The organism is Streptomyces sp. NPDC055025 (assembly GCF_053608565.1).
Map to the genome: position 1 here is coordinate 61,361 of NZ_JBSGVS010000008.1, position 17,304 is coordinate 78,664.

The 17,304-nt window shown below is 71.2% G+C and carries 19 protein-coding genes; 12 read left to right on the top strand and 7 right to left on the bottom strand.

What is annotated here, in order from left to right:
• The first annotated feature begins 105 nt into the window (after positions 1-105).
• The 3 genes from ACWGDX_RS07410 to ACWGDX_RS07420 are packed head-to-tail and all read left to right on the top strand — an operon-like array spanning position 106 to position 3,277.
• Complete coding sequence (locus ACWGDX_RS07410) at positions 106-477, top strand: hypothetical protein (RefSeq protein WP_382857679.1); 372 nt, start codon at positions 106-108, stop codon at positions 475-477.
• The gene (locus tag ACWGDX_RS07415) at positions 474-2,090 is read left to right on the top strand and encodes a sodium/solute symporter (protein WP_453623131.1); all 1,617 of its coding nucleotides are present in this window, start codon (positions 474-476) and stop codon (positions 2,088-2,090) included. The genes ACWGDX_RS07410 and ACWGDX_RS07415 overlap by 4 nt, the downstream gene beginning before the upstream one ends.
• A complete protein-coding gene (locus tag ACWGDX_RS07420; protein ID WP_453623132.1) occupies positions 2,087-3,277 on the top strand; it encodes a sensor histidine kinase in 1,191 nt (396 codons plus the stop codon). The genes ACWGDX_RS07415 and ACWGDX_RS07420 overlap by 4 nt, the downstream gene beginning before the upstream one ends.
• A gap of 19 nt (positions 3,278-3,296) precedes the next feature.
• On the opposite strand, the gene ACWGDX_RS07425 is transcribed toward ACWGDX_RS07420, so the two are convergent.
• Entirely contained in the window at positions 3,297-3,881 is a 585-nt protein-coding gene (locus ACWGDX_RS07425) for a hypothetical protein (protein ID WP_453623133.1), read from the bottom strand.
• A 122-nt stretch (positions 3,882-4,003) separates the two neighbouring features.
• Here ACWGDX_RS07425 and ACWGDX_RS07430 point away from each other — a divergent pair, with 122 nt between their 5' ends.
• A complete protein-coding gene (locus ACWGDX_RS07430) occupies positions 4,004-4,345 on the top strand; it encodes a zf-HC2 domain-containing protein (RefSeq protein WP_453623135.1) in 342 nt (113 codons plus the stop codon).
• On the opposite strand, the gene ACWGDX_RS07435 is transcribed toward ACWGDX_RS07430, so the two are convergent.
• Positions 4,285-4,860 carry a sigma-70 family RNA polymerase sigma factor gene (locus ACWGDX_RS07435; protein WP_363084960.1) on the bottom strand — a complete coding sequence of 192 codons (576 nt, stop codon included), beginning with the start codon at positions 4,858-4,860 and terminating at the stop codon, positions 4,285-4,287. The genes ACWGDX_RS07430 and ACWGDX_RS07435 overlap by 61 nt on opposite strands.
• 263 nt (positions 4,861-5,123) lie before the next feature.
• Here ACWGDX_RS07435 and ACWGDX_RS07440 point away from each other — a divergent pair, with 263 nt between their 5' ends.
• Complete coding sequence (locus ACWGDX_RS07440) at positions 5,124-6,317, top strand: CapA family protein (protein WP_453623137.1); 1,194 nt, start codon at positions 5,124-5,126, stop codon at positions 6,315-6,317.
• 175 nt (positions 6,318-6,492) lie between these two features.
• Here the strand turns inward: ACWGDX_RS07440 and ACWGDX_RS07445 are convergent, their stop codons facing one another.
• Complete coding sequence (locus tag ACWGDX_RS07445) at positions 6,493-6,987, bottom strand: universal stress protein (protein WP_453623138.1); 495 nt, start codon at positions 6,985-6,987, stop codon at positions 6,493-6,495.
• A 317-nt stretch (positions 6,988-7,304) separates the two neighbouring features.
• Between ACWGDX_RS07445 and ACWGDX_RS07450 the strand changes: the two genes are divergently transcribed.
• Positions 7,305-8,165, top strand: a complete 861-nt coding sequence (locus tag ACWGDX_RS07450) for a polysaccharide deacetylase family protein (protein ID WP_453623140.1) — start codon at positions 7,305-7,307, stop codon at positions 8,163-8,165.
• Between the two features lie 115 nt (positions 8,166-8,280).
• Here the strand turns inward: ACWGDX_RS07450 and ACWGDX_RS07455 are convergent, their stop codons facing one another.
• On the bottom strand, positions 8,281-8,940 hold the full coding sequence (locus tag ACWGDX_RS07455; protein WP_453623142.1) for a class F sortase: 660 nt from the start codon (positions 8,938-8,940) through the stop codon (positions 8,281-8,283).
• A 311-nt stretch (positions 8,941-9,251) separates the two neighbouring features.
• On the opposite strand from ACWGDX_RS07455, the gene ACWGDX_RS07460 reads away from it, so the two are divergent.
• Positions 9,252-9,737, top strand: coding sequence for a hypothetical protein (locus ACWGDX_RS07460; RefSeq protein WP_363086469.1), 486 nt, complete (start codon positions 9,252-9,254; stop codon positions 9,735-9,737).
• Positions 9,738-9,892: 155 nt separating this feature from the next.
• Here the strand turns inward: ACWGDX_RS07460 and ACWGDX_RS07465 are convergent, their stop codons facing one another.
• On the bottom strand, positions 9,893-10,465 hold the full coding sequence (locus tag ACWGDX_RS07465) for a hypothetical protein (protein ID WP_453623144.1): 573 nt from the start codon (positions 10,463-10,465) through the stop codon (positions 9,893-9,895).
• Between the two features lie 185 nt (positions 10,466-10,650).
• On the bottom strand, positions 10,651-11,415 hold the full coding sequence (locus tag ACWGDX_RS07470) for a bestrophin-like domain (protein ID WP_453623146.1): 765 nt from the start codon (positions 11,413-11,415) through the stop codon (positions 10,651-10,653).
• A gap of 9 nt (positions 11,416-11,424) precedes the next feature.
• Here ACWGDX_RS07470 and ACWGDX_RS07475 point away from each other — a divergent pair, with 9 nt between their 5' ends.
• From ACWGDX_RS07475 to ACWGDX_RS07495, 5 genes are all read left to right on the top strand, one after another.
• Complete coding sequence (locus tag ACWGDX_RS07475; RefSeq protein ID WP_453623148.1) at positions 11,425-11,547, top strand: hypothetical protein; 123 nt, start codon at positions 11,425-11,427, stop codon at positions 11,545-11,547.
• A 97-nt stretch (positions 11,548-11,644) separates the two neighbouring features.
• Complete coding sequence (locus ACWGDX_RS07480) at positions 11,645-12,001, top strand: hypothetical protein (protein WP_453623149.1); 357 nt, start codon at positions 11,645-11,647, stop codon at positions 11,999-12,001.
• A gap of 268 nt (positions 12,002-12,269) precedes the next feature.
• Positions 12,270-13,211, top strand: coding sequence for an SCO0930 family lipoprotein (locus tag ACWGDX_RS07485; protein WP_453623151.1), 942 nt, complete (start codon positions 12,270-12,272; stop codon positions 13,209-13,211).
• Between the two features lie 207 nt (positions 13,212-13,418).
• Positions 13,419-14,231, top strand: a complete 813-nt coding sequence (locus tag ACWGDX_RS07490) for an SAM-dependent methyltransferase (protein ID WP_453623153.1) — start codon at positions 13,419-13,421, stop codon at positions 14,229-14,231.
• A complete protein-coding gene (locus tag ACWGDX_RS07495; RefSeq protein ID WP_453623155.1) occupies positions 14,228-16,387 on the top strand; it encodes a putative bifunctional diguanylate cyclase/phosphodiesterase in 2,160 nt (719 codons plus the stop codon). Before ACWGDX_RS07490 ends, ACWGDX_RS07495 begins: the two co-directional genes overlap by 4 nt.
• Here the strand turns inward: ACWGDX_RS07495 and ACWGDX_RS07500 are convergent.
• Complete coding sequence (locus ACWGDX_RS07500) at positions 16,357-17,304, bottom strand: LysR family transcriptional regulator (RefSeq protein WP_382857645.1); 948 nt, start codon at positions 17,302-17,304, stop codon at positions 16,357-16,359. The genes ACWGDX_RS07495 and ACWGDX_RS07500 overlap by 31 nt on opposite strands.

Sequence of the window (17,304 nt, forward strand, 5' to 3'; positions counted from 1 at the left end):
TCCCCCGGGATCGCCCGGCTGCGTACACTCCGGGCCCGGGTACCGGGCGGTTCCGGCTACGGCGACGGGACGGGACCGGCGCGGGCCGGACGGGGAGGAGCGAGGATGACGGGGGAGTCCCGGCAGCCCGCGCCCCGGCGCGAGGTCGTCACCGGCGAGCCCCGGCGGGTACGGCCGCTGCCCCGCTACCGCGCCCAGGCGGAGATCGAGGAGCAGACCGCCCTCGGCGACGCCTATGTCCGCTCCCTGATGCGCGGTCAACTACGGGCCGGGCTCTCCGCGTTCGCTGTGCTCGCGCTGGTCGCCGGCACGCTGCCGCTGGCCTTCGCCGCGCTGCGGGACACCACGGCGGTCTGGGTGGTGCTCGGCTTCGCCGCCTATCCGCTGCTCACGCTGCTCGCCTGGTGGTACGTACGGCGCGCGGAGCGCAACGAGCGTGATTTCGCCCGGCTGGTGAAGGGCCGGCCCGTTCCATGAGCCAGAGCTATACGGTGACGGCCGTCACCGTCGTCGTCCTCGCCACCGTTCTCGTCGGCGGCTTCGGGCTGCGGATCTCCCGTACCACCTCGGACTTCTATGTCGCCTCCCGCAGCGTGGGACCCGGGCTCAACGCCGCCGCGATCAGCGGTGAGTATCTCTCCGCGGCCTCCTTCCTCGGTGTCGCGGGCCTGGTGCTGCTGCACGGCCCCGACATGCTCTGGTATCCGGTCGGCTACACCGCCGGCTATCTGGTGCTGCTGGTCTTCGTGGCCGCGCCGCTGCGCCGCTCCGGGGCGTACACGCTCCCCGACTTCGCCGAGGGACGGCTCGAATCGCGCGCGGTACGCCGGCTGGTGAGTGTGTTCGTGGTCGGCGCGGGCTGGCTCTATCTCGTGCCCCAACTCCAGGGCGCGGGGCTGACCCTGAGGATTCTCACCGGTGCGCCCGACTGGTTCGGCGGGGTGCTCGTCGCGCTCGTCGTGGTGGTCGCGGTCGCGGCGGGCGGTATGCGCAGCATCACCTTCGTCCAGGCGTTCCAGTACTGGCTCAAGCTCACCGCGCTGCTCGTACCGGCGCTCTTCCTGCTGCTGGCCTGGCAGGGCGACGGGCGGCCGCGTGTCGATCTCGGACTGACCAGTGCCGTCGCCGGCCGCGCCGACCATCCTCTCTACGCGACCTACGGACTGATCGTGGCGACCTTTCTCGGCACCATGGGGCTGCCCCATGTCGTCGTCCGCTTCTACACCAGCCCCAACGGCCGGGCCGCCCGCCGCACCACCGTCTTCGTCCTGGCGCTGATCGGCGCGTTCTATCTGCTGCCGCCCGTCTACGGCGCGCTGGGCAGGCTGTACGTGGCCGAACTGCCCCACGGTGCGAACGCCGACGCCGCCGTGCTGCTGCTCCCGGAGCGCGCGATCGGCGGTCTCGGCGGGGCGCTGCTGGGCGCGCTGGTCGCGGGCGGCGCCTTCGCCGCGTTCCTGTCCACCGCCTCCGGGCTGACCATGGCCGTCGCGGGCGTCCTCACCCAGGATGTCCTTCCGTCGCGTGGCGTACGGCACTTCAGACTGGCCACCCCGCTCGCCATGGCCGTACCGCTCGGCGGCTCCCTGCTGGTCAGCGGGATGCCCGTGGCCGACTCCGTCGGGATGGCCTTCGCGGTCTCCGCGTCCTCGTTCTGTCCGCTGCTGGTGCTGGGCATCTGGTGGCGGCGGCTCACCCCGCCGGGTGCGATCGCCGGGCTGCTGCTCGGCGGAGGGCTGGCGTTCGCCGCCACGGTGATCACGGTGAGCGGCACGGTACGGTCCGGCTGGCCGCACGCGCTGCTCGCCTGGCCCGCCGTCTGGTCGGTGCCGGTCGGCTTCCTCGCGATGATCCTGGTGTCCCTGGCCACGCGCGGCCGGATACCGCCCGGCACCAACGCCGCCATGACACGGTTCCATCTGCCGGAGGCCCTGATGCCGGGCGCGCGCGGCGGTCCGGGCGGTGCGGGTGGTGCGGGCGGTCCGACCGGCACCAGTGGTGCCGACGGTGCCAGTGGTTCGGGCGGTACGGGCAGTGCCGGTGGTACGGGCAGTGCCGGTGGTTCGAGCGGTACGGGAGGTGTCCGATGAGCGGCGCCGCCCTCGCCGTACTGATCGTCCTCGGCCCGCTGCTGCTCGCGGGCGGCTTCGTCCTCGGTCGGCGCACCGCGCGCCCCGAGCGGACCAGCGATGTCGGCACTCCCGTGGAGCACGCCACCTTCGAGACCCTGCACACCGCCTCGCTCGCCGCCCCGCCGCTCCGGGCCGGGCTCACCGAGGAGAGCGCGCGCAAGGCGGCCCGCAGACTCCGCTCCCTGCTCGGCACCGACGCGCTCTGTCTCACCGACCGGGAGCGGGTCCTCGCCTGGGACGGTCTGGGCGAGCACCACGGCAGACATGTGATGGACCATGTGCGGGCGCTGCTGGACAGCGGCCGTGACACCGCCTTCGCCAGCGGCTGCGGCGATCTCGACTGTCCGCTGCGCTGGGCGGTGGCGGCCCCGCTCACCGTCGACCACCGGGTGCTCGGCACCCTGGTCGCCTACGCGCCACGCGAGTCGGCGGTGCTGGCCAGGGCGGCGGGAGAGGTCGCGCGCTGGGTCTCCGTCCAGCTCGAACTGGCCGAACTGGACCGCTCCCGCACCCGGCTGATCGAGGCCGAGATCAAGGCGCTGCGGGCCCAGATCTCGCCGCACTTCATCTTCAACTCCCTCGCCGCCATCGCCTCGTTCGTCCGCACCGACCCGGAGCGGGCCCGTGAACTCCTGCTGGAGTTCGCCGACTTCACCCGCTACTCGTTCCGCAGGCACGGCGACTTCACCACCCTCGCCGACGAGCTGCACTCGATCGACCAGTATCTGGCGCTGGTACGGGCCCGCTTCGGCGAACGGCTCTCGGTCACCCTCCAGGTCGCCCCCGAGGTCCTGCCCGTCGCGATGCCGTTCCTCTGCCTTCAGCCGCTCGTCGAGAACGCGGTCAAGCACGGACTTGAGGGAGCCGTCACCCGGAGCCGTATCACCATCAGCGCGCTCGACGCCGGAGCGGAGGCCGAGGTGGTGATCGAGGACGACGGCGTCGGTATGGAGCCGGACCGGCTGCGCCGGATCCTGCGCGGTGAGGGCGGCGCGTCCACCGGGATCGGGCTGCTCAATGTGGACGAACGGCTCCGCCAGGTCTACGGGGACGAGTACGGGCTGGTCATCGAGACGGGAGTGGGCGCCGGAACGAAGATCACCGTACGGATACCCAAATACCGGGCGGGCGTACACGGCACCTGAGGCCCCCGCTCCGGCCCGGTCAGAACAGCTGTGTCGCCAGATGACCCAGCGGCAGCCCGAGCTGCCACGCCGGCGTCCACACCTGGGGACCCTCCTCCTCTCCGCCCGCCCCGAACCCCCGCTCCGCCGAGGCCGTCCCGTGCCCTTTGCCCATGAAGGGATCCCCGCCCGCCGGATCACCGCCCACCGGACCCACGGCGTCGAGATCGGCCGCCAGCAGTTCCGTCTCCTCCAGCCACCGCCAGGCCGCGCCCGCCAGCTCCAGATCCGGATCACGGTTCCGGGAGCCGGCTTCGAAGGCGGCCGCCTCCAGCCGGTCGAGCCGTGCGCAGACCCAGTCGCGCCAGCTCGTGCCGTACGCCGTGAGCGAGCGCCATTCGTCCATCCGGGCCACGAGCCCTTGGAACCGCCGGCTGCTCACCGGGCCGTCGGAGAGGAAAATGGTCAGGGCCAGCGCGTCCCGGCCGGCCCGGTACTCCAGTGTCGTCGGCGGCATCAGATCACCGGTGCGCAGCAGCTCGTCGGCGATGTACTCGGCGTACATCCAAGCCATCGGCACCAGCAGACCGCCTCCGCCTACCCCTTCGGTACTTTCCGGACGCATCGCTTTTCCGCCTTCCTTCCTTCCCCCGAAGCCTGCTTCAGGGAGCATTGAACCGGCGGAGGGCGCCTCGCGTGGCCAGAAGGGCAGGATCCGACGGCGGACGGGAGCGGATTGTGACGGGTGTGGCCGGCGGTACTGCGGACGGCGGTGGAACGGCGGACTCCGGCGGCGGAACGACTGATTCCGGCCCGTTGTCGGACCGGTGCCCGGACTCCGGTGCCGAGCCGCGTGTCGAGCCGCGCGTCGATCCGGACCCCGATCCGGTCCCCGATCCGGTCCCCGGTCCGGCCGACCCGCATGTGCGCGTACTGCTCGGCGCCTACGCGCTCGGGGCGCTCGCACCCGAGGAGGACCGGCGGGTCATGGACCATCTCGCCGGCTGCGACCTGTGCGGCGCCGCCTATCAGGAGGTGGCCGGCATGCCGTCGCTGCTCGCGCTCTGCGACGAGGACGACCTGCTGTAGCCGGGCAGGGAGCGGCTCAGCGCCCGTAGCGCGTAGTACGAGCGGGACTTGACCGTGCCTTCCGGAATCCCCAGCGTCCGCGCGGTCTCGCCGACGCTCAGCCCCCGGAAGTAGATCTGCACCAGGACCGCGCGGTGCTCGTGGCTCAGCGTCTTCACGGCCTCCCGTACGTCGAGCACCGCGACCGCGCTCTCCGTGCGGTCCTCCGGATCGGGCGTGGCGGCGAGTATCCCGTCGCTGACCTCGCTGGGCCGGGCCATCCGGGACCTGCGCGCGTCGATCGCCAGCCTGCGGCCGACCGTGAACAGCCAGGGCCGCATGGAGTCGAAGGGCGCCTCGAACGCCTCGGGGTGCTGCCAGGCCCGTACCAGCGTCTCCTGGGCCAGATCCTCGGCACGCTGCCGGTCGCCGTAGGTCAGCCCCAGCAGAAAGTTCATCAGGGCCGGGCCGTGCGCGCGCTGGAGTTCCTTCAGCGCCCGCTCGTCGGTCGTCTCCGTGGCCGTGGCGGTGGTCATCGTGAACGCCCTTTCCCGTCGGGTTCGCCGTCCTGCGGTGGTGCTGCCGCCTGCCGTATACGAGCGCATGGCGGCGCCGAGGGACAGACGGAGCGCAGAGGTCTGCGACGAGCGGTCGCTCACTGCGACGAGTGGTGCGATGAACGGTCCGGTGGGGGCGTTCGGTCCCTTTCTCCGGTCTTGTCGGCTCGGTTACTTGACATCCGTTTATAGGACTATATGGATTCATTGCGTCGATATCCCCGAAAGACGGAGTACGGCTCATGACCAAGCGCATGCGACAAGGAGCGATGGCCGCCGCCGCGGTGCTCCTGGGAACCGCGGCGGCCTGCGCGGGACCCGGGCGGCCCGCCACCCACGACCGTCCGCCGCACCACGGCCCAGCCGGCGCCGCTGCGGACGGTGCCGCACGGAAGGGCGGATTCACCCTGGTCGCCACCGGCGACGTCCTTCCGCACGACTCCGTCATCGCCCAGGGAGAGGCCGACGCGGAGGGCGACGGCTACGACTTCGCGCCGATGTTCGCCGCCGTCAAGCCCGTTGTCTCCGGCGCGGATCTGGCGATCTGTCATATGGAGACCGTGTACGGCGAGGAGGGCGGCCCGTACACCGGCTACCCGGCCTTCGTCTCCCCGCCGGAGATCGCCCAGGGGCTGAAGGACACCGGTTACGACTCCTGCTCCACCGCGTCGAACCACAGCCTGGACGACGGGGCCGACGGGGTACGGCGTACTCTCGACGCCCTCGACAAGGCGGGCGTCAGACACGCGGGCTCGGCCCGCTCGGCCGCGGAGGCCATGCGCCCCGCCCTGATGAAGGCGGGCGGCGCCAAGGTCGCCCAGCTCGCGTACACCTTCGGCACCAACGACGCGCCGTTCCCCGAGGACCAGCCGTGGGCGGTCGGTCTTCTCGACGAGGACCAGATCATCGCCGACGCGCGCGCCGCGCGGAGCGCCGGGGCCGATGTCGTCGTGGTCAGCGTGCACTGGGGCACCGAGTGGCAGACGGAGCCCGACGCGGAACAGCTCGAACTGGGCAAGAGACTCACCGCGTCCCGCAGCGGGAACCGGCCCGACATCGATCTGATCCTCGGCACCCACGCGCATGTGCCGCAGCCGTACCAGAAGGTCAACGGCACGTGGATCATCTACGGGATGGGCGACCAGGTCGCCGGCACGATGACCAACGACGACGGCGAACTCGACGGGCGGGGCAACCACGGCTCGATCGGCCGCTTCACCTTCGCGCCGCCCGCCGCGAAGGGGGAGCGCTGGCAGGTGAAGAAGGCCGAGTTCATCCCGCAGATGATGGATCTGGACACCCTGCGGGTGGTCCATCTGCCGGAGGCCGTGCGGCGGGATCCGGGACGGGACGACTACCGCGAGATCCAGTCGGACATCAGCGAGGCGGTCCTCAGCCGGGGCGCCGCGGCGGACGGGCTCACGATGGGCCGCTGAGGGCCGCGCGGGAGGCCGGGGAGCCCGGCGGGGTGCCCGTGTCCGCCGGAGAGCGCGAGCGGACGGCGGACGGTGGTCACGGGCCTCGCGGGCGCGGTGGGCACGGCCCCGCGGCGGCGGGACCCGCCGGGTCCCGCGATCCGTACGGTCCCGCGGGTCCGTCGTGGGCCGCCGGTCACGGGACGACCGTCACCGGCCAGCGGCCCGCCTTGACCAGCCGTACCGCCACCGAGCCGACGATCCGGTGCCCCGCCGACTCGGAGGCACCGACCACCACGGCGTCGGCCTTCAACTCGTCGGCCGCGGTGACCAGTCCGTTGTACGGGTCTCCGTGGAAGGTGTGGAACTCCCAGCGGACGTCCCAGACGTCCTTGACCCGCTCGATCCCGTCGCGGATCTCCTTCACCAGCCCCTCGGCGATCTCCCCGGTCGTCTCCGAGACCGGGGCGCCGAGGGCCGCGCCCGCCGCGAGGACCGGCTGTACATAGACGACGGCGAGGAGCGCGTTCTGCCGCCGGGCGAGACCGCCGGCATACGCGGCGGCGCGGAACGAGGACTGCGATCCGTCCACACCGACGACGATCACCTTCGGGCCGTCGGTACCGCGTTCGAATCTGGTTGGCTGCTGCGTCACGCCACGCAGGCTATCCGTTCCCGGTGGACTGTCCATGAACGGTGTCCCCAAAACCGCTGTCCACGACGGCGGGGGACGGCGGGGGACGGCCGGACGGTCGCCCGGGGAGCGCGGAGAGCGCGGGGGGCGCGGAGAGCCGGCCGTCCGGCAGCGTGGAACGAGACGTCGGGCCGTTGGTTACGGGGGTGGCCGGGTGATCGCGATGGTCACCCGGTCGGCCATCCGTGAGACACTTCCGGTCCCGTCGGCGCGCGGGGCCCGGGACCGGGCGGTGCTCATCCCATCGGGTGCTTTCCCCCGGCTTAGGGGTGTTGCTGAGCGGCCGGAAGCATCCGCCGTGCGAGCCATTGGTCATGAAAAAGGATCAGATGATTCCGGGGCGCCGTGCCGTCCTTCGGGTCGCCGCCTGCCTCGGCGCCGCTCTCGCCGCCCGGATGATCACCGCGGGACAGGCTCAGACGCCCGGTCCCTCCGTGGTCCCGGCCCCGCCCGCGGGCTCCAAGGACGCGGTGGAGGCGGCGGGAGCGAAGGCCAGTGCCCCCCTCAAGCCCTCCGCGTACCGGCTTCAGCCCATGATCGAGAGCGCTCCGCTCGGCTACCGCAGAGCCGCGCCCCCGGTACGCAAGAAACCTCTTCTGGCCCTGCCCGACCTGGGCCGCAGCATGGTGCTCACCTTCGACGACGGGCCCGACCCCCGCTTCACACCGGGCATCCTGCGTACGCTCAGAACCTACGACGTGCGCGCGATGTTCTTCGTCTGCGGCGAGATGGTCGAGGAGTACCCCGATCTGCTGCGGGAGATCGCCGACGACGGGCATGTCGTGTGCAACCACACCTGGAGCCATCCGCTGGTGCCGAGCCTCGCCCCGTCCGCCATCCGCAAGCAGCTGGGACGGACCAGCGACCTGATCGAGGAGGTCATCGGTGTCCCGCCGCTCTGGTACCGGGCGCCCTACGGTGCCTGGAACAAGCATTCCTTCGAGATCGGCGCGGAGCTGGGCATGGAGCCGCTCGCGTGGACCGTCGACACCCTCGACTGGAACGTACCGGGCACCAAGACGATCGTCAGCAGGGTGCTGGACGGCGCGGGTCCGGGGGTCGTGGTCCTCTCGCACGACGCGGGCGGCAACCGCTCGCAGAGCGTGGCGGCGCTCCGTATCTATCTGCCCGAACTGCTCAAGGACGGCTACCGCATCGCGGTGCCGTACCGATGAGACGGGCGGTTCGATGAGACGACCGCACCGATGAGATGTCCGTACAGAAGGGCCGGCCGGCCCGAGCGAGCCGGCCGGCCCCAGTCTTTTTCTCTTTCCTCGCGCCCGGCGCGGATCAGCGCGTCTCGACCAGCCGGGCGAAGACCACGACATTGCCGGCGTAGCCGCCGGCCTTTGAATAGCCGCCGCCACAGGTGATGACCCGCAGCTCGGCATGGCCGGTGTCCCCGTAGACCCGGGCTCCGGGGAAGTCGTCCTTGGAGAAGACCTCGACACCGTAGATCTCGAACACGGCCGTCCGGCTGTCGAACCGGGTCACCTCGATGCGCTGGCCCTTCTCCAGCGAACCCAGTGCGAAGAAGACGGCGGGTCCGGCCTGGTTGTCGACATGCCCCACCACCACCGTGGTGCCCCGCTGGCCCGGCGCGACGCCGTTCTGGTACCAGCCGGCCAGATTGGGATCCCGTGGCGGCGGCGCCGCGATCCAGCCGTCCGAGTCGAGGCCCACGTCCACGACGGGGGTGTCGACCTTGATGGCCGGGATCCGCACCCGTGACATCGGGGCGTACGGCAGCGGCTTCACGATCGGGACCGAGTGCGCGGCCGCGGCCGCCGGGTCCGGCTTGCCCAGCCCCGCCGCCGCCGCGGGCTGCGGCGGCCCCAGCGGTACGTCCACCCCGTTCCGTATCAGGGCGATGCCGGTGAGCATGACGAGAGCCAGAACCCCCCAGGGCGAGCGCATCCTCGACTCCGGAGCGTAATGGTCCTTGGCCATAGTTCTCCCTTCGTGGACGTCTGCTGGCACGGTAGGCGCGGTCCGCCGAGCCCGCGATCGGAGACGGGCGAACGGGTGGCGGTGCCTTCCGCGCTGACCCATCCGAGTAATCGGCATATAAAAACTTCTGACGGGCCGTGACCTGCGCCTCCGTCGGGGCGGACGGCCTTCGTCCGGCGTGTCGGCTCACCGGGGTGGACCAGTGCCGAAGTGCGGCGATGGGGTCGCGCGGTGATGGTTCGTCATGGAAGGCGTACTCGTCGAATCTCCCGGAGCACCGCTTTGGGGCGTCTTCCGCTGGAGGTTCAACGATGCGTGCTTCACGCGCTCTCGCGGTGTCCGCGGCCGCCTGCGCGGCCGTGGCGCTCTCCGCCCCACTCGCCGCCGCGACCGACGGTCCGAGGAATGTCACCGTCAACCCGTTCTCGGTCCATCAGGGCGGCAGGATCGAGATCACCGTCCAGGGTTGCGGCCACGGGGGGACCGTCACGTCCAACGCCTTCCGGCGGGTGGAGCTGTCGGTCAATCCGTCGGGGCACTCCAGGGCCACCGCGCGGATCCACGACGACGCCACACCGGGCCGTTACAACCTCGCCGTCAAGTGCAGCGACAACAACCGGGTCGAGACCCACCAGTTCGAGGTGCTCCAGGGGCGGGGCGCGCTGGGCGGGCTCGGCGGCTCCATCGGCCCCAGTTCCACGGAGATGGCGGTCGGCGGCGGGCTGGTCGCCTCGGCGGCCGTCGGCGGTTCCCTGTTCATCGCGCGGCGCCGTCGGCTGACCGGTGCGGGAGTCTGACCGTCCGGACCGCCCTGCCGTCCCGGGGGCCGGAGAGCCCCGAACGCCCGTCGCCCCGAGTCCAGGCGGAGGACTCGGGGCGATGGGCGTTCCCGGGAGGGGAGCCGGGGTGGTGAGCGTTCCGTGGAGCGGGCGGCGGGACGCGACGGGTGGGGTCAGTGCCCACGGTTCAGCGCGCGTCGGCGGATGGCGTAGACACTGCCGGTGGCGCCCGCCACCACGAGTGCCGTACCGGTGACGATCTCGGCGACGTTCAGACCTCCGATGCTGCCGCCGAGGCCGCCCCTGACACCTCCGGGTGAGCTGGAGCTGGCCGGAGCCGCCGTGGTCCGGGTCGCGGTGCCATTGCCACTGGTCGTGCCGGCCGGGTTGGGCACGGGGGTCCGGGTGGAGCTGGAGATGGCGAGGGTGGTCTTCGCGGACACCCCGTTGCAGGTGAAGGTCACGATGTACCTGGCACCGGCCTTGGCGTCCCAGTCGACGGTGGCCGCGGCGGTGCTGCCGGACGGGATGGTGACGGTGTCGAAGACCCCCGAGGAGGCGGTGGCGGGAGAGCTGCACTTGGTGACGGCCAGGGTCACCTTTCCCCCGGGGTTGATCGTGGAAGGGGTGACCGTGAATCCGAACGGCGTGACACTTCCGTCGACCGCGGCCACGGCGGTGGGAGCGGTCAGGGCGAGTGCGGCCACTCCCAGCAGAGCGGCGGACGCGGCACGTATCGCGCGCATGGTGAATCCTCCGGGTCCCCGAGGAGCAGCAGCGGAACCTGTTTCCGCAAATGTCAGGGAATGCACCTCGATGCGAGAAACGGTAGGAGCCCGTTATCACACCCGCGATCGCTGGCGGGCGAATGGGGCACGGGTGTCCCCCGGACGGCGGACACCCGTGTCGCGTTCGGTGCCGTGCGGCTCCCTCAGGAGCCGATCTGCGGGAACAGATCGAGGAAGGGGGCCGCGGTCGCGGCGATCCCCCGGCCGTACGGGGCGTCGAAGTCCCAGATGAGGAAGAGCAGGAAGGCGATCAGCGCGCTGAAGAGCCCCGCCAGCAGCAGTTCACGGAAGGTGCGGCGGATCTGGAGGACGAAGATCAGCCCCACCGTGACCACGGCGCCGGTGATGAGGCCGAACCAGACGACTCCGGGCATCGTGGCCCCCGCGTTCTGTCCGCGGGCCCCTCTGGCGTCGTCCGCGGTGGCCACCTCGTCGACCAGGGGCTGGTAGGCCTGGCCCTCCAGCTCGGTGCGTGGCGCGTACCGGGTGACATCACGCCGTATCCGGTCGAAGAGCCGGGTGCCCTCGGCGCTGAGGGCCTCGTGCTCGGACATGTGCGGCCACTCGGTGTGCACGACGTACGAGGCGTACGCCTCGATGTCGCCCCGGATCCGGTCCCTGACCTCGGCCGGGTAGACCTGGACCCGCTGCTGGATCTCGTGCAGCGACTGCGCCTCCTGCCGTACGGACTCCTGGGCCGCGCTGCGGCCCTCCCAGACACCGGCGATCGCGAGGCCCAGGACGATCGCGTAGATCACGCCGATCATCATCGTCATGTACTCCATGACGTCGGGTGTCCCGCTGGGATCGTCGTCGACGGGGATACGGCGGTTGTTGATGACCACGATGGTCAGGACGACCGCGCAGGCGGCGGCCATCGCGATGCTCAGAACGAGCCATTCCGACATGGATCCTCCGTGGATCAGCGGGAGCGCGGACGCAGGATGGCGACGGCGAGTACGGCCGGAGCCGTGATCAGGAGCATCAACGAGACCATCGAGGGCCCGCCGGCGGGCTGCTCACGGGTCGCCTTGCGATAGGCGGGCAGGGCGATCGGGGGCGGCGGGGATTTCGACGGGCTCGCGGACGGGGCCGGCGACGGCCGCGCCGGGCTCGGGCTCGGGACCGGAGCGGGCGGTGGCTCCGGCGGGGGCGCGGGCGGTGGTGGGGCCGGGCGCGGCGGCCGGGGAGCCGGCCGGACCGTCGGCGGTGGTGGCGGCGGCTTCGGCGCGACGGTCCGCGGCGGAGTCGGTGTCGGTGGTGGTGTCGGTGGTGGTGTCGGTGTCGGCGGAGGTGGCGGGGGCGGAGGTGGCGGGGGTGTCGGAGGAGTGGGCGGCGGCGGTGGTGGCGGCGGTGTCGGCGGTGGGGGAGGAGTCGGCGGGCAGTCGCCGCTGCCCGACACGGACACCACCGTGCCCGGTCCGCCGGGACCGAGCGAGGCGTACGCGCGGCTATGAGCCGCGGCCGGTACGGGGACGGCCGACAGCGATATGAGCGCGGCGGCCGCGAGCAGCCGTCCGACGAGTGATCCATACACGGCAGGAGACTGTTCCCCATTTCGGCGCGGCACGCCGGAAGTTGCTCGGATTCCCCCGGATAGGGGCTTTTTGGCCGCCGGAGGTTTGGCCGCCGGAAGGCCGTCGCGAGACCGCCCGAAGTTTTTTCGGGTCGCGTTGAACGCGGCGGTGGTCCCGGCCCGTACTTAGGGCCATGAAAGGCGCACCCAGGCGCAGCAACTGGCTTACGAACAACAGGAGTTGACATGAACACCTGGCGGAACGCCTCGCTCGCGGTGACCGCGGCGGCCGTACTGGCCCTGACGACGGCGTGCGGTCAGGACCAGGGCACCGAGACCGGACTGTCCGTCGGCGCCGCCAAGCCGGCCGACGCCGGTTACGGCGCGGACAGCGGCTACGGCAGCGACACGGGCGCCGCGGCGGCGGCCGAGCCGGCCGGTCAACTCGCCGTGTGGGACAGCAAGGAACTCGGCGAGGTCGTCACCGACAGCGAGGGGTTCACGCTCTACCGCTTCGACAAGGACACGGCCAACCCGCCCAAGTCGAACTGCGAGGGCGACTGTGCGACCGCCTGGCCCGTGGTGGCCGCCGGCGACGCCAAGGCCGCGCCGGGCACCGACCCCTCCCTGCTGGGCGAGGTCACCCGGGCCGACGGCACCAAGCAGCTCACCATCGCCGGCTGGCCGATGTACCGGTACGCCGAGGACACCAGCCCCGGCGACGCCAACGGCCAGGGAGTGGGCGGCACCTGGTTCGCCTCCGCGCCCGACGGCAAGAAGGCCGCTCCCGCGGGCGCCGCGGGCTCGGGTGTGACCGCCGGTGACCTTCCGGGCCTGTCCGTCCGCAAGGACCCCAAGCTCGGCGACATTGTGGTGGATTCAAAGGGAATGACGGTGTACCGGTTCAAGAAGGACACCGCGTGGCCGATGTCGTCGGCCTGCACCGGCGACTGCCTGGAGAAGTGGCCGGTTGTCGCCCCCGTCGACAAGAATGACACCGAAGGCATCATCGAGAAGGGGTTCGTGACCTTCGACAGGCCCGACGGAATCAAGCAGCAGAGCATCGACTGCTGGCCGATCTACACCTTCAGCGGAGACACAAAGCCGGGCGACACCAATGGTCAGGGCGTCGGCGGCACCTGGTTCGCGGTTTCCCCGAATGCCAAGCTGGTCGGAGCGCCCAAGTAGTCCCCACGCCGCGCTTCCGGCCCGTCGGTCCGCCGTCACGCCCCTCCGTGTGACGGCGGACCGGTCGCACATGCCATCGGTGTGTGACCAAGAACGGATCGCTAATTTCCGTTTGGGCTCGCCCTCTTGGCGGTCGATCAGTAGCCTCGGCTCGAACAACCGGCCAGGTACATGGCCGCGATCCGTGGCGACTTGTTGGAGACATCGATGGAGCGTCCCGCCTGGGCTCCGCGAGGCATCGACATATCGATGCCGAGCGTGTCCCGCATTTATGACTACTATCTGGGCGGTTCGCACAATTTCGAGGTGGACAGGGAAGCCGCGCGCAGGGCAATGGAGTTCATGCCGGGGCTTCCCAAGATCATGAAGGCAAACCGGGCGTTCATGCGCCGTGCGGTGGAATTCGCCCTGAACGAAGGCATCTCGCAGTTCCTCGACATCGGTTCCGGTATTCCCACCTTCGGCAATGTCCATGAAGTCGCCCAGGCCGCGAACCCCGACGCCCGGGTGCTCTATGTCGATCACGACCCGGTCGCCGTCGCCCACAGCCGGGCCGTTCTCGACGGAAACGCCAACGCCGCCATCGTCAGCGCCGATCTGCGCAAACCCGGTCAGATACTCTCCAGTCCCGAGGCGCTCGACCTGCTCGACCTCGACCGGCCCGTGGCGCTGCTGCTCGTCGCGGTACTGCACTTCCTGGAGGACGAGGACGAGCCGTACCGGTCGGTGGCCGAGCTGCGCGACGCGCTCGCGCCCGGCAGTCTGCTCGTCCTCACGCACGCCTCGTACGACCGTCTGCCGCTCGCCCCCGAGGAGGCGGACGGCGCGGTCGGCGTCTACCGGAACATCCGCAATCCGCTGGTGATACGGACCCGAGCGGAGACCGCCCGCTTCTTCGACGGCTTCGAACTGGTCGAGCCCGGCCTGGTGTTCATGCCCCAGTGGCGGCCGGACTGCCCCGCCGCCCAGGAGGATCCGTATGCCTACTCGGGCATCGCCGGTGTGGGACGCAAAGCGTGATGGTGCCGTCGCAGCCGGAGGGCCCGGACGGTCTGGACGACAGACTGAGGCGGTTCGCGACCATCTGGAGCCGGGCGATCTTCCCGGCCACGGCCACGCCGCTGACCCGCCCCGAGTTCGAGACACATCTGATCCCGCTGGCGAGGGAGTTGCGGGACGCGCTGCACGCCCGCCCCTTCGACACCGTGCCCGCGGGACGCGTCGGCGCCGAACTGGTCACCGCGCACTGCACCGACCCCGAGGCCCTCGCCAGGACGCTGGGGGTCATCGACGACTATCTGGTCCTGTACTGCGGTACGGACGATCTGCCGGTCGAGGAGGGCCGGGCCCGCTGCGCCCGCCTCCAGCACTCCCTCGCCGCGGGCTTCGCCCAGGCCCTGCGTGAGCGCACCCTCACCGAGCAGGAGGCCATCGCGCGCTCCGCGCTCGCCGCCCGCGGCCACGCCGAGGAGGCGCTGCACGCCACCGAGACACGGTTCCGCGCGGTGTTCGAGGGCGCGGCCGTCGGTATCGGCATCGCCGACCTCGACGGCAATGTGCTGGAGGTCAACGAGACCCTCACCGAGATGTTCGGCGGACTGGAACACCATGTCCGCAGCAGGAACGTGAGCGAGTGGGTCCACCCCGAGGACGTGCCGCACGTCTGGCGGATGTACGGCGAACTGGTGCGCGGGGAGCGTGAGCACTTCCGGGTCGAGAAGCCGTTCTTCCGCAACGACGGCACCGTGCTCTGGACCAATCTGACGGTCTCGCTGCTCCGGGACGCCGAGGGCGCCCCGCAGTACCAGCTCGCGCTGATGGAGGACACCACCGAGCGGCGGCTGCTCAATCTGCGGCTGCGGTACGAGGCCACCCATGACGCCCTGACCGGACTCCCCAACCGGACCCTGTTCTTCGAGCGTCTCGACAAGACCCTCTCCGCCGCGGGGAGCGCGCGCTTCGGTCTCTGCTATCTCGATCTCGACGGCTTCAAGGCGATCAACGACAGCCTCGGCCACGCCTCGGGGGACCGGCTGCTCGTCGAGGTCGCGGACCGGCTCCAGAGCTGCGCCACCGCGCCGGGTGAGATGGTGGCCCGGCTCGGCGGCGACGAGTTCGTGGCGCTGACCACGGGACCGGACACCCAGCGCGGGGTGGCCGATCTCGCCTCGCGGATCCTCGGTGTACTGGCCACCCCGATCATGCTCGACGGCCGGGAGTTCACCGTACGCGGCAGCATCGGCATCGTGGAGGGACTCGCCGCCGAACACAGCCCCGCGGAGGTGCTGCGCAGCGCGGACATCACCATGTACCGGGCCAAGGCCGCGGGCGGCAACCGCTATGAGCTGGCCGACGCGGAGGCCGATGCCCGCGCCATCACCCGGCACGGGCTGACCACGGCGCTGCCGGCGGCCCTGGAGCGCGGTGAGTTCTTCATCGAGTACCAGCCGCTGGTCCATCTCGACGACGGTTCCGTGCACGGCGCGGAGGCGCTGGTGCGCTGGTCGCATCCGCAGCACGGGGTGCTCGGTCCCGACCGGTTCATCCCGCTCGCCGAGCACACCGGACTGATCGTGCCGCTCGGCCGCTGGGTGCTGGAACAGTCCGTACGGCAGGCCATGTTCTGGCAGCAGACACTGCCCGCGGGGACACTCGGCGGACCGCTGCGCATCAATGTGAATCTCTCCCCGACGCAGCTCCACCACCCCGGGCTGGTCTCCGACACGATGGAGGTGCTGGAGCGGGTCGGTCTCCCGCCCGGCTCACTCTGTCTGGAGGTCACCGAATCGGGACTGATCGGGGCCGACGAGGATCTGCTCAAGCCGCTGCGCCAGCTCGCCGAGATGGGCGTCGACATCGCGCTCGACGACTTCGGGACCGGCTACTCGAACCTGGCCAATCTGCGCCGGCTGCCGGTGAGCGTGCTCAAGCTGGACCGTTCGTTCACCCAGGGGATGCAGCAGCATCCCGCGGACCCGGTCGATCTGAAGATCGTCGAGGGGATCGTGTCGCTCGCCCACAGCCTGGAGCTGGCCGTCACGGTGGAGGGTGTGGAGACCGGGGCGCAGGCGGAGCATCTGCGCCGGCTCGGCTGCGACACCGCGCAGGGCTGGTACTACGCCAGACCCGGGCCGCCGGAGCAGCTTCACGAGCTGTCGCTCGCGGACGCGGTCTGACCGTTCGCGACCGCCGCGGTCCCGGCTCCCGCCGGGACCGCGGACTGGGTGGCCAGCAGCACCCGCTGGAGCTCGCGGGCGGCGCGCGGCGGGGCGACATCGCTGCGGTGGGCGAGCGCGATCGTACGGCGCAGTCCCGGTCTGGCCAGGGCGGTGACCCGTAGATCGCGCGCCCGCCCGGCCACCATGCTCGGTACGACCGCCAGACCGAGACCGGCCCGTACGAAACCGAGGACGGCGTCCATCTCGCCGCCCTCCACGGTGAACGACGGCTCGAACCCGGCGGCCCGGCAGGCGGCCACCGTCAGCTCGCGCAGATCGTAGCCGTGCCGGAACATCACCAGCGGTTCGCCCTCCAGATCGGCGATCCTGAGCGGGCGGCGCGGGGCCGGGGCGGCGGCCGACGAGACCACCACCAGATCCTCGTGCAGCAGCTCGACCGTGGTCAGCGCGGGGGACGCGGCCGGCAGGGGCATCACCACCAGCGCCAGATCCAGCGCCCCCCGGGCCAGTTCCCGTACGAGATCGTGTGAACCGCTCTCCTCGATCAGCAGCTCGATGCCCGGGTGCAGATCGTGGAAGGCGCGCAGCACATCGGGGAGCAGCCCCGTGCACAGGCTCGGCGGCGCCCCGAGCCTGACCCGGCCGCGCCGGAGCTGCACCAGCTCCTGCACCTCGTGCCGGGCGGTCTCGGTGTCGGCGAGGATGCGCCGGGCGAGCGGCAGCAGCGCCTCGCCCGCGTCGGTGAGGGCCACATTGCCCCGGGCGCGGCTGAACAGCTCGGCGCCCAGCTCCTTCTCCAGCGCTCTGATCTGCTGGGAGAGGGAGGGCTGCGACACATGGACCCGTTCCGCGGCGCGGGTGAAGTGCCTGGTCTCGGCGACGGCCACGAAGTAGAGAAGCTGCTGGAACTGCAT

What these genes read in the sequence shown, in the direction of transcription:
- ACWGDX_RS07470 (WP_453623146.1), bottom strand. Translation starts at nt 11,415, where the DNA reads ATGTCGGAATGGCTCGTTCTGAGCATCGCGATGGCCGCCGCCTGCGCG.
- ACWGDX_RS07425 (WP_453623133.1), bottom strand. Translation starts at nt 3,881, where the DNA reads ATGCGTCCGGAAAGTACCGAAGGGGTAGGCGGAGGCGGTCTGCTGGTG.
- ACWGDX_RS07420 (WP_453623132.1), top strand. Translation starts at nt 2,087, where the DNA reads ATGAGCGGCGCCGCCCTCGCCGTACTGATCGTCCTCGGCCCGCTGCTG.
- ACWGDX_RS07440 (WP_453623137.1), top strand. Translation starts at nt 5,124, where the DNA reads ATGACCAAGCGCATGCGACAAGGAGCGATGGCCGCCGCCGCGGTGCTC.
- ACWGDX_RS07500 (WP_382857645.1), bottom strand. Translation starts at nt 17,304, where the DNA reads ATGCAGTTCCAGCAGCTTCTCTACTTCGTGGCCGTCGCCGAGACCAGG.
- ACWGDX_RS07450 (WP_453623140.1), top strand. Translation starts at nt 7,305, where the DNA reads ATGAAAAAGGATCAGATGATTCCGGGGCGCCGTGCCGTCCTTCGGGTC.
- ACWGDX_RS07455 (WP_453623142.1), bottom strand. Translation starts at nt 8,940, where the DNA reads ATGGCCAAGGACCATTACGCTCCGGAGTCGAGGATGCGCTCGCCCTGG.
- ACWGDX_RS07465 (WP_453623144.1), bottom strand. Translation starts at nt 10,465, where the DNA reads ATGCGCGCGATACGTGCCGCGTCCGCCGCTCTGCTGGGAGTGGCCGCA.
- ACWGDX_RS07410 (WP_382857679.1), top strand. Translation starts at nt 106, where the DNA reads ATGACGGGGGAGTCCCGGCAGCCCGCGCCCCGGCGCGAGGTCGTCACC.
- ACWGDX_RS07415 (WP_453623131.1), top strand. Translation starts at nt 474, where the DNA reads ATGAGCCAGAGCTATACGGTGACGGCCGTCACCGTCGTCGTCCTCGCC.
- ACWGDX_RS07490 (WP_453623153.1), top strand. Translation starts at nt 13,419, where the DNA reads ATGGAGCGTCCCGCCTGGGCTCCGCGAGGCATCGACATATCGATGCCG.
- ACWGDX_RS07435 (WP_363084960.1), bottom strand. Translation starts at nt 4,860, where the DNA reads ATGACCACCGCCACGGCCACGGAGACGACCGACGAGCGGGCGCTGAAG.
- ACWGDX_RS07485 (WP_453623151.1), top strand. Translation starts at nt 12,270, where the DNA reads ATGAACACCTGGCGGAACGCCTCGCTCGCGGTGACCGCGGCGGCCGTA.
- ACWGDX_RS07445 (WP_453623138.1), bottom strand. Translation starts at nt 6,987, where the DNA reads ATGGACAGTCCACCGGGAACGGATAGCCTGCGTGGCGTGACGCAGCAG.
- ACWGDX_RS07460 (WP_363086469.1), top strand. Translation starts at nt 9,252, where the DNA reads ATGCGTGCTTCACGCGCTCTCGCGGTGTCCGCGGCCGCCTGCGCGGCC.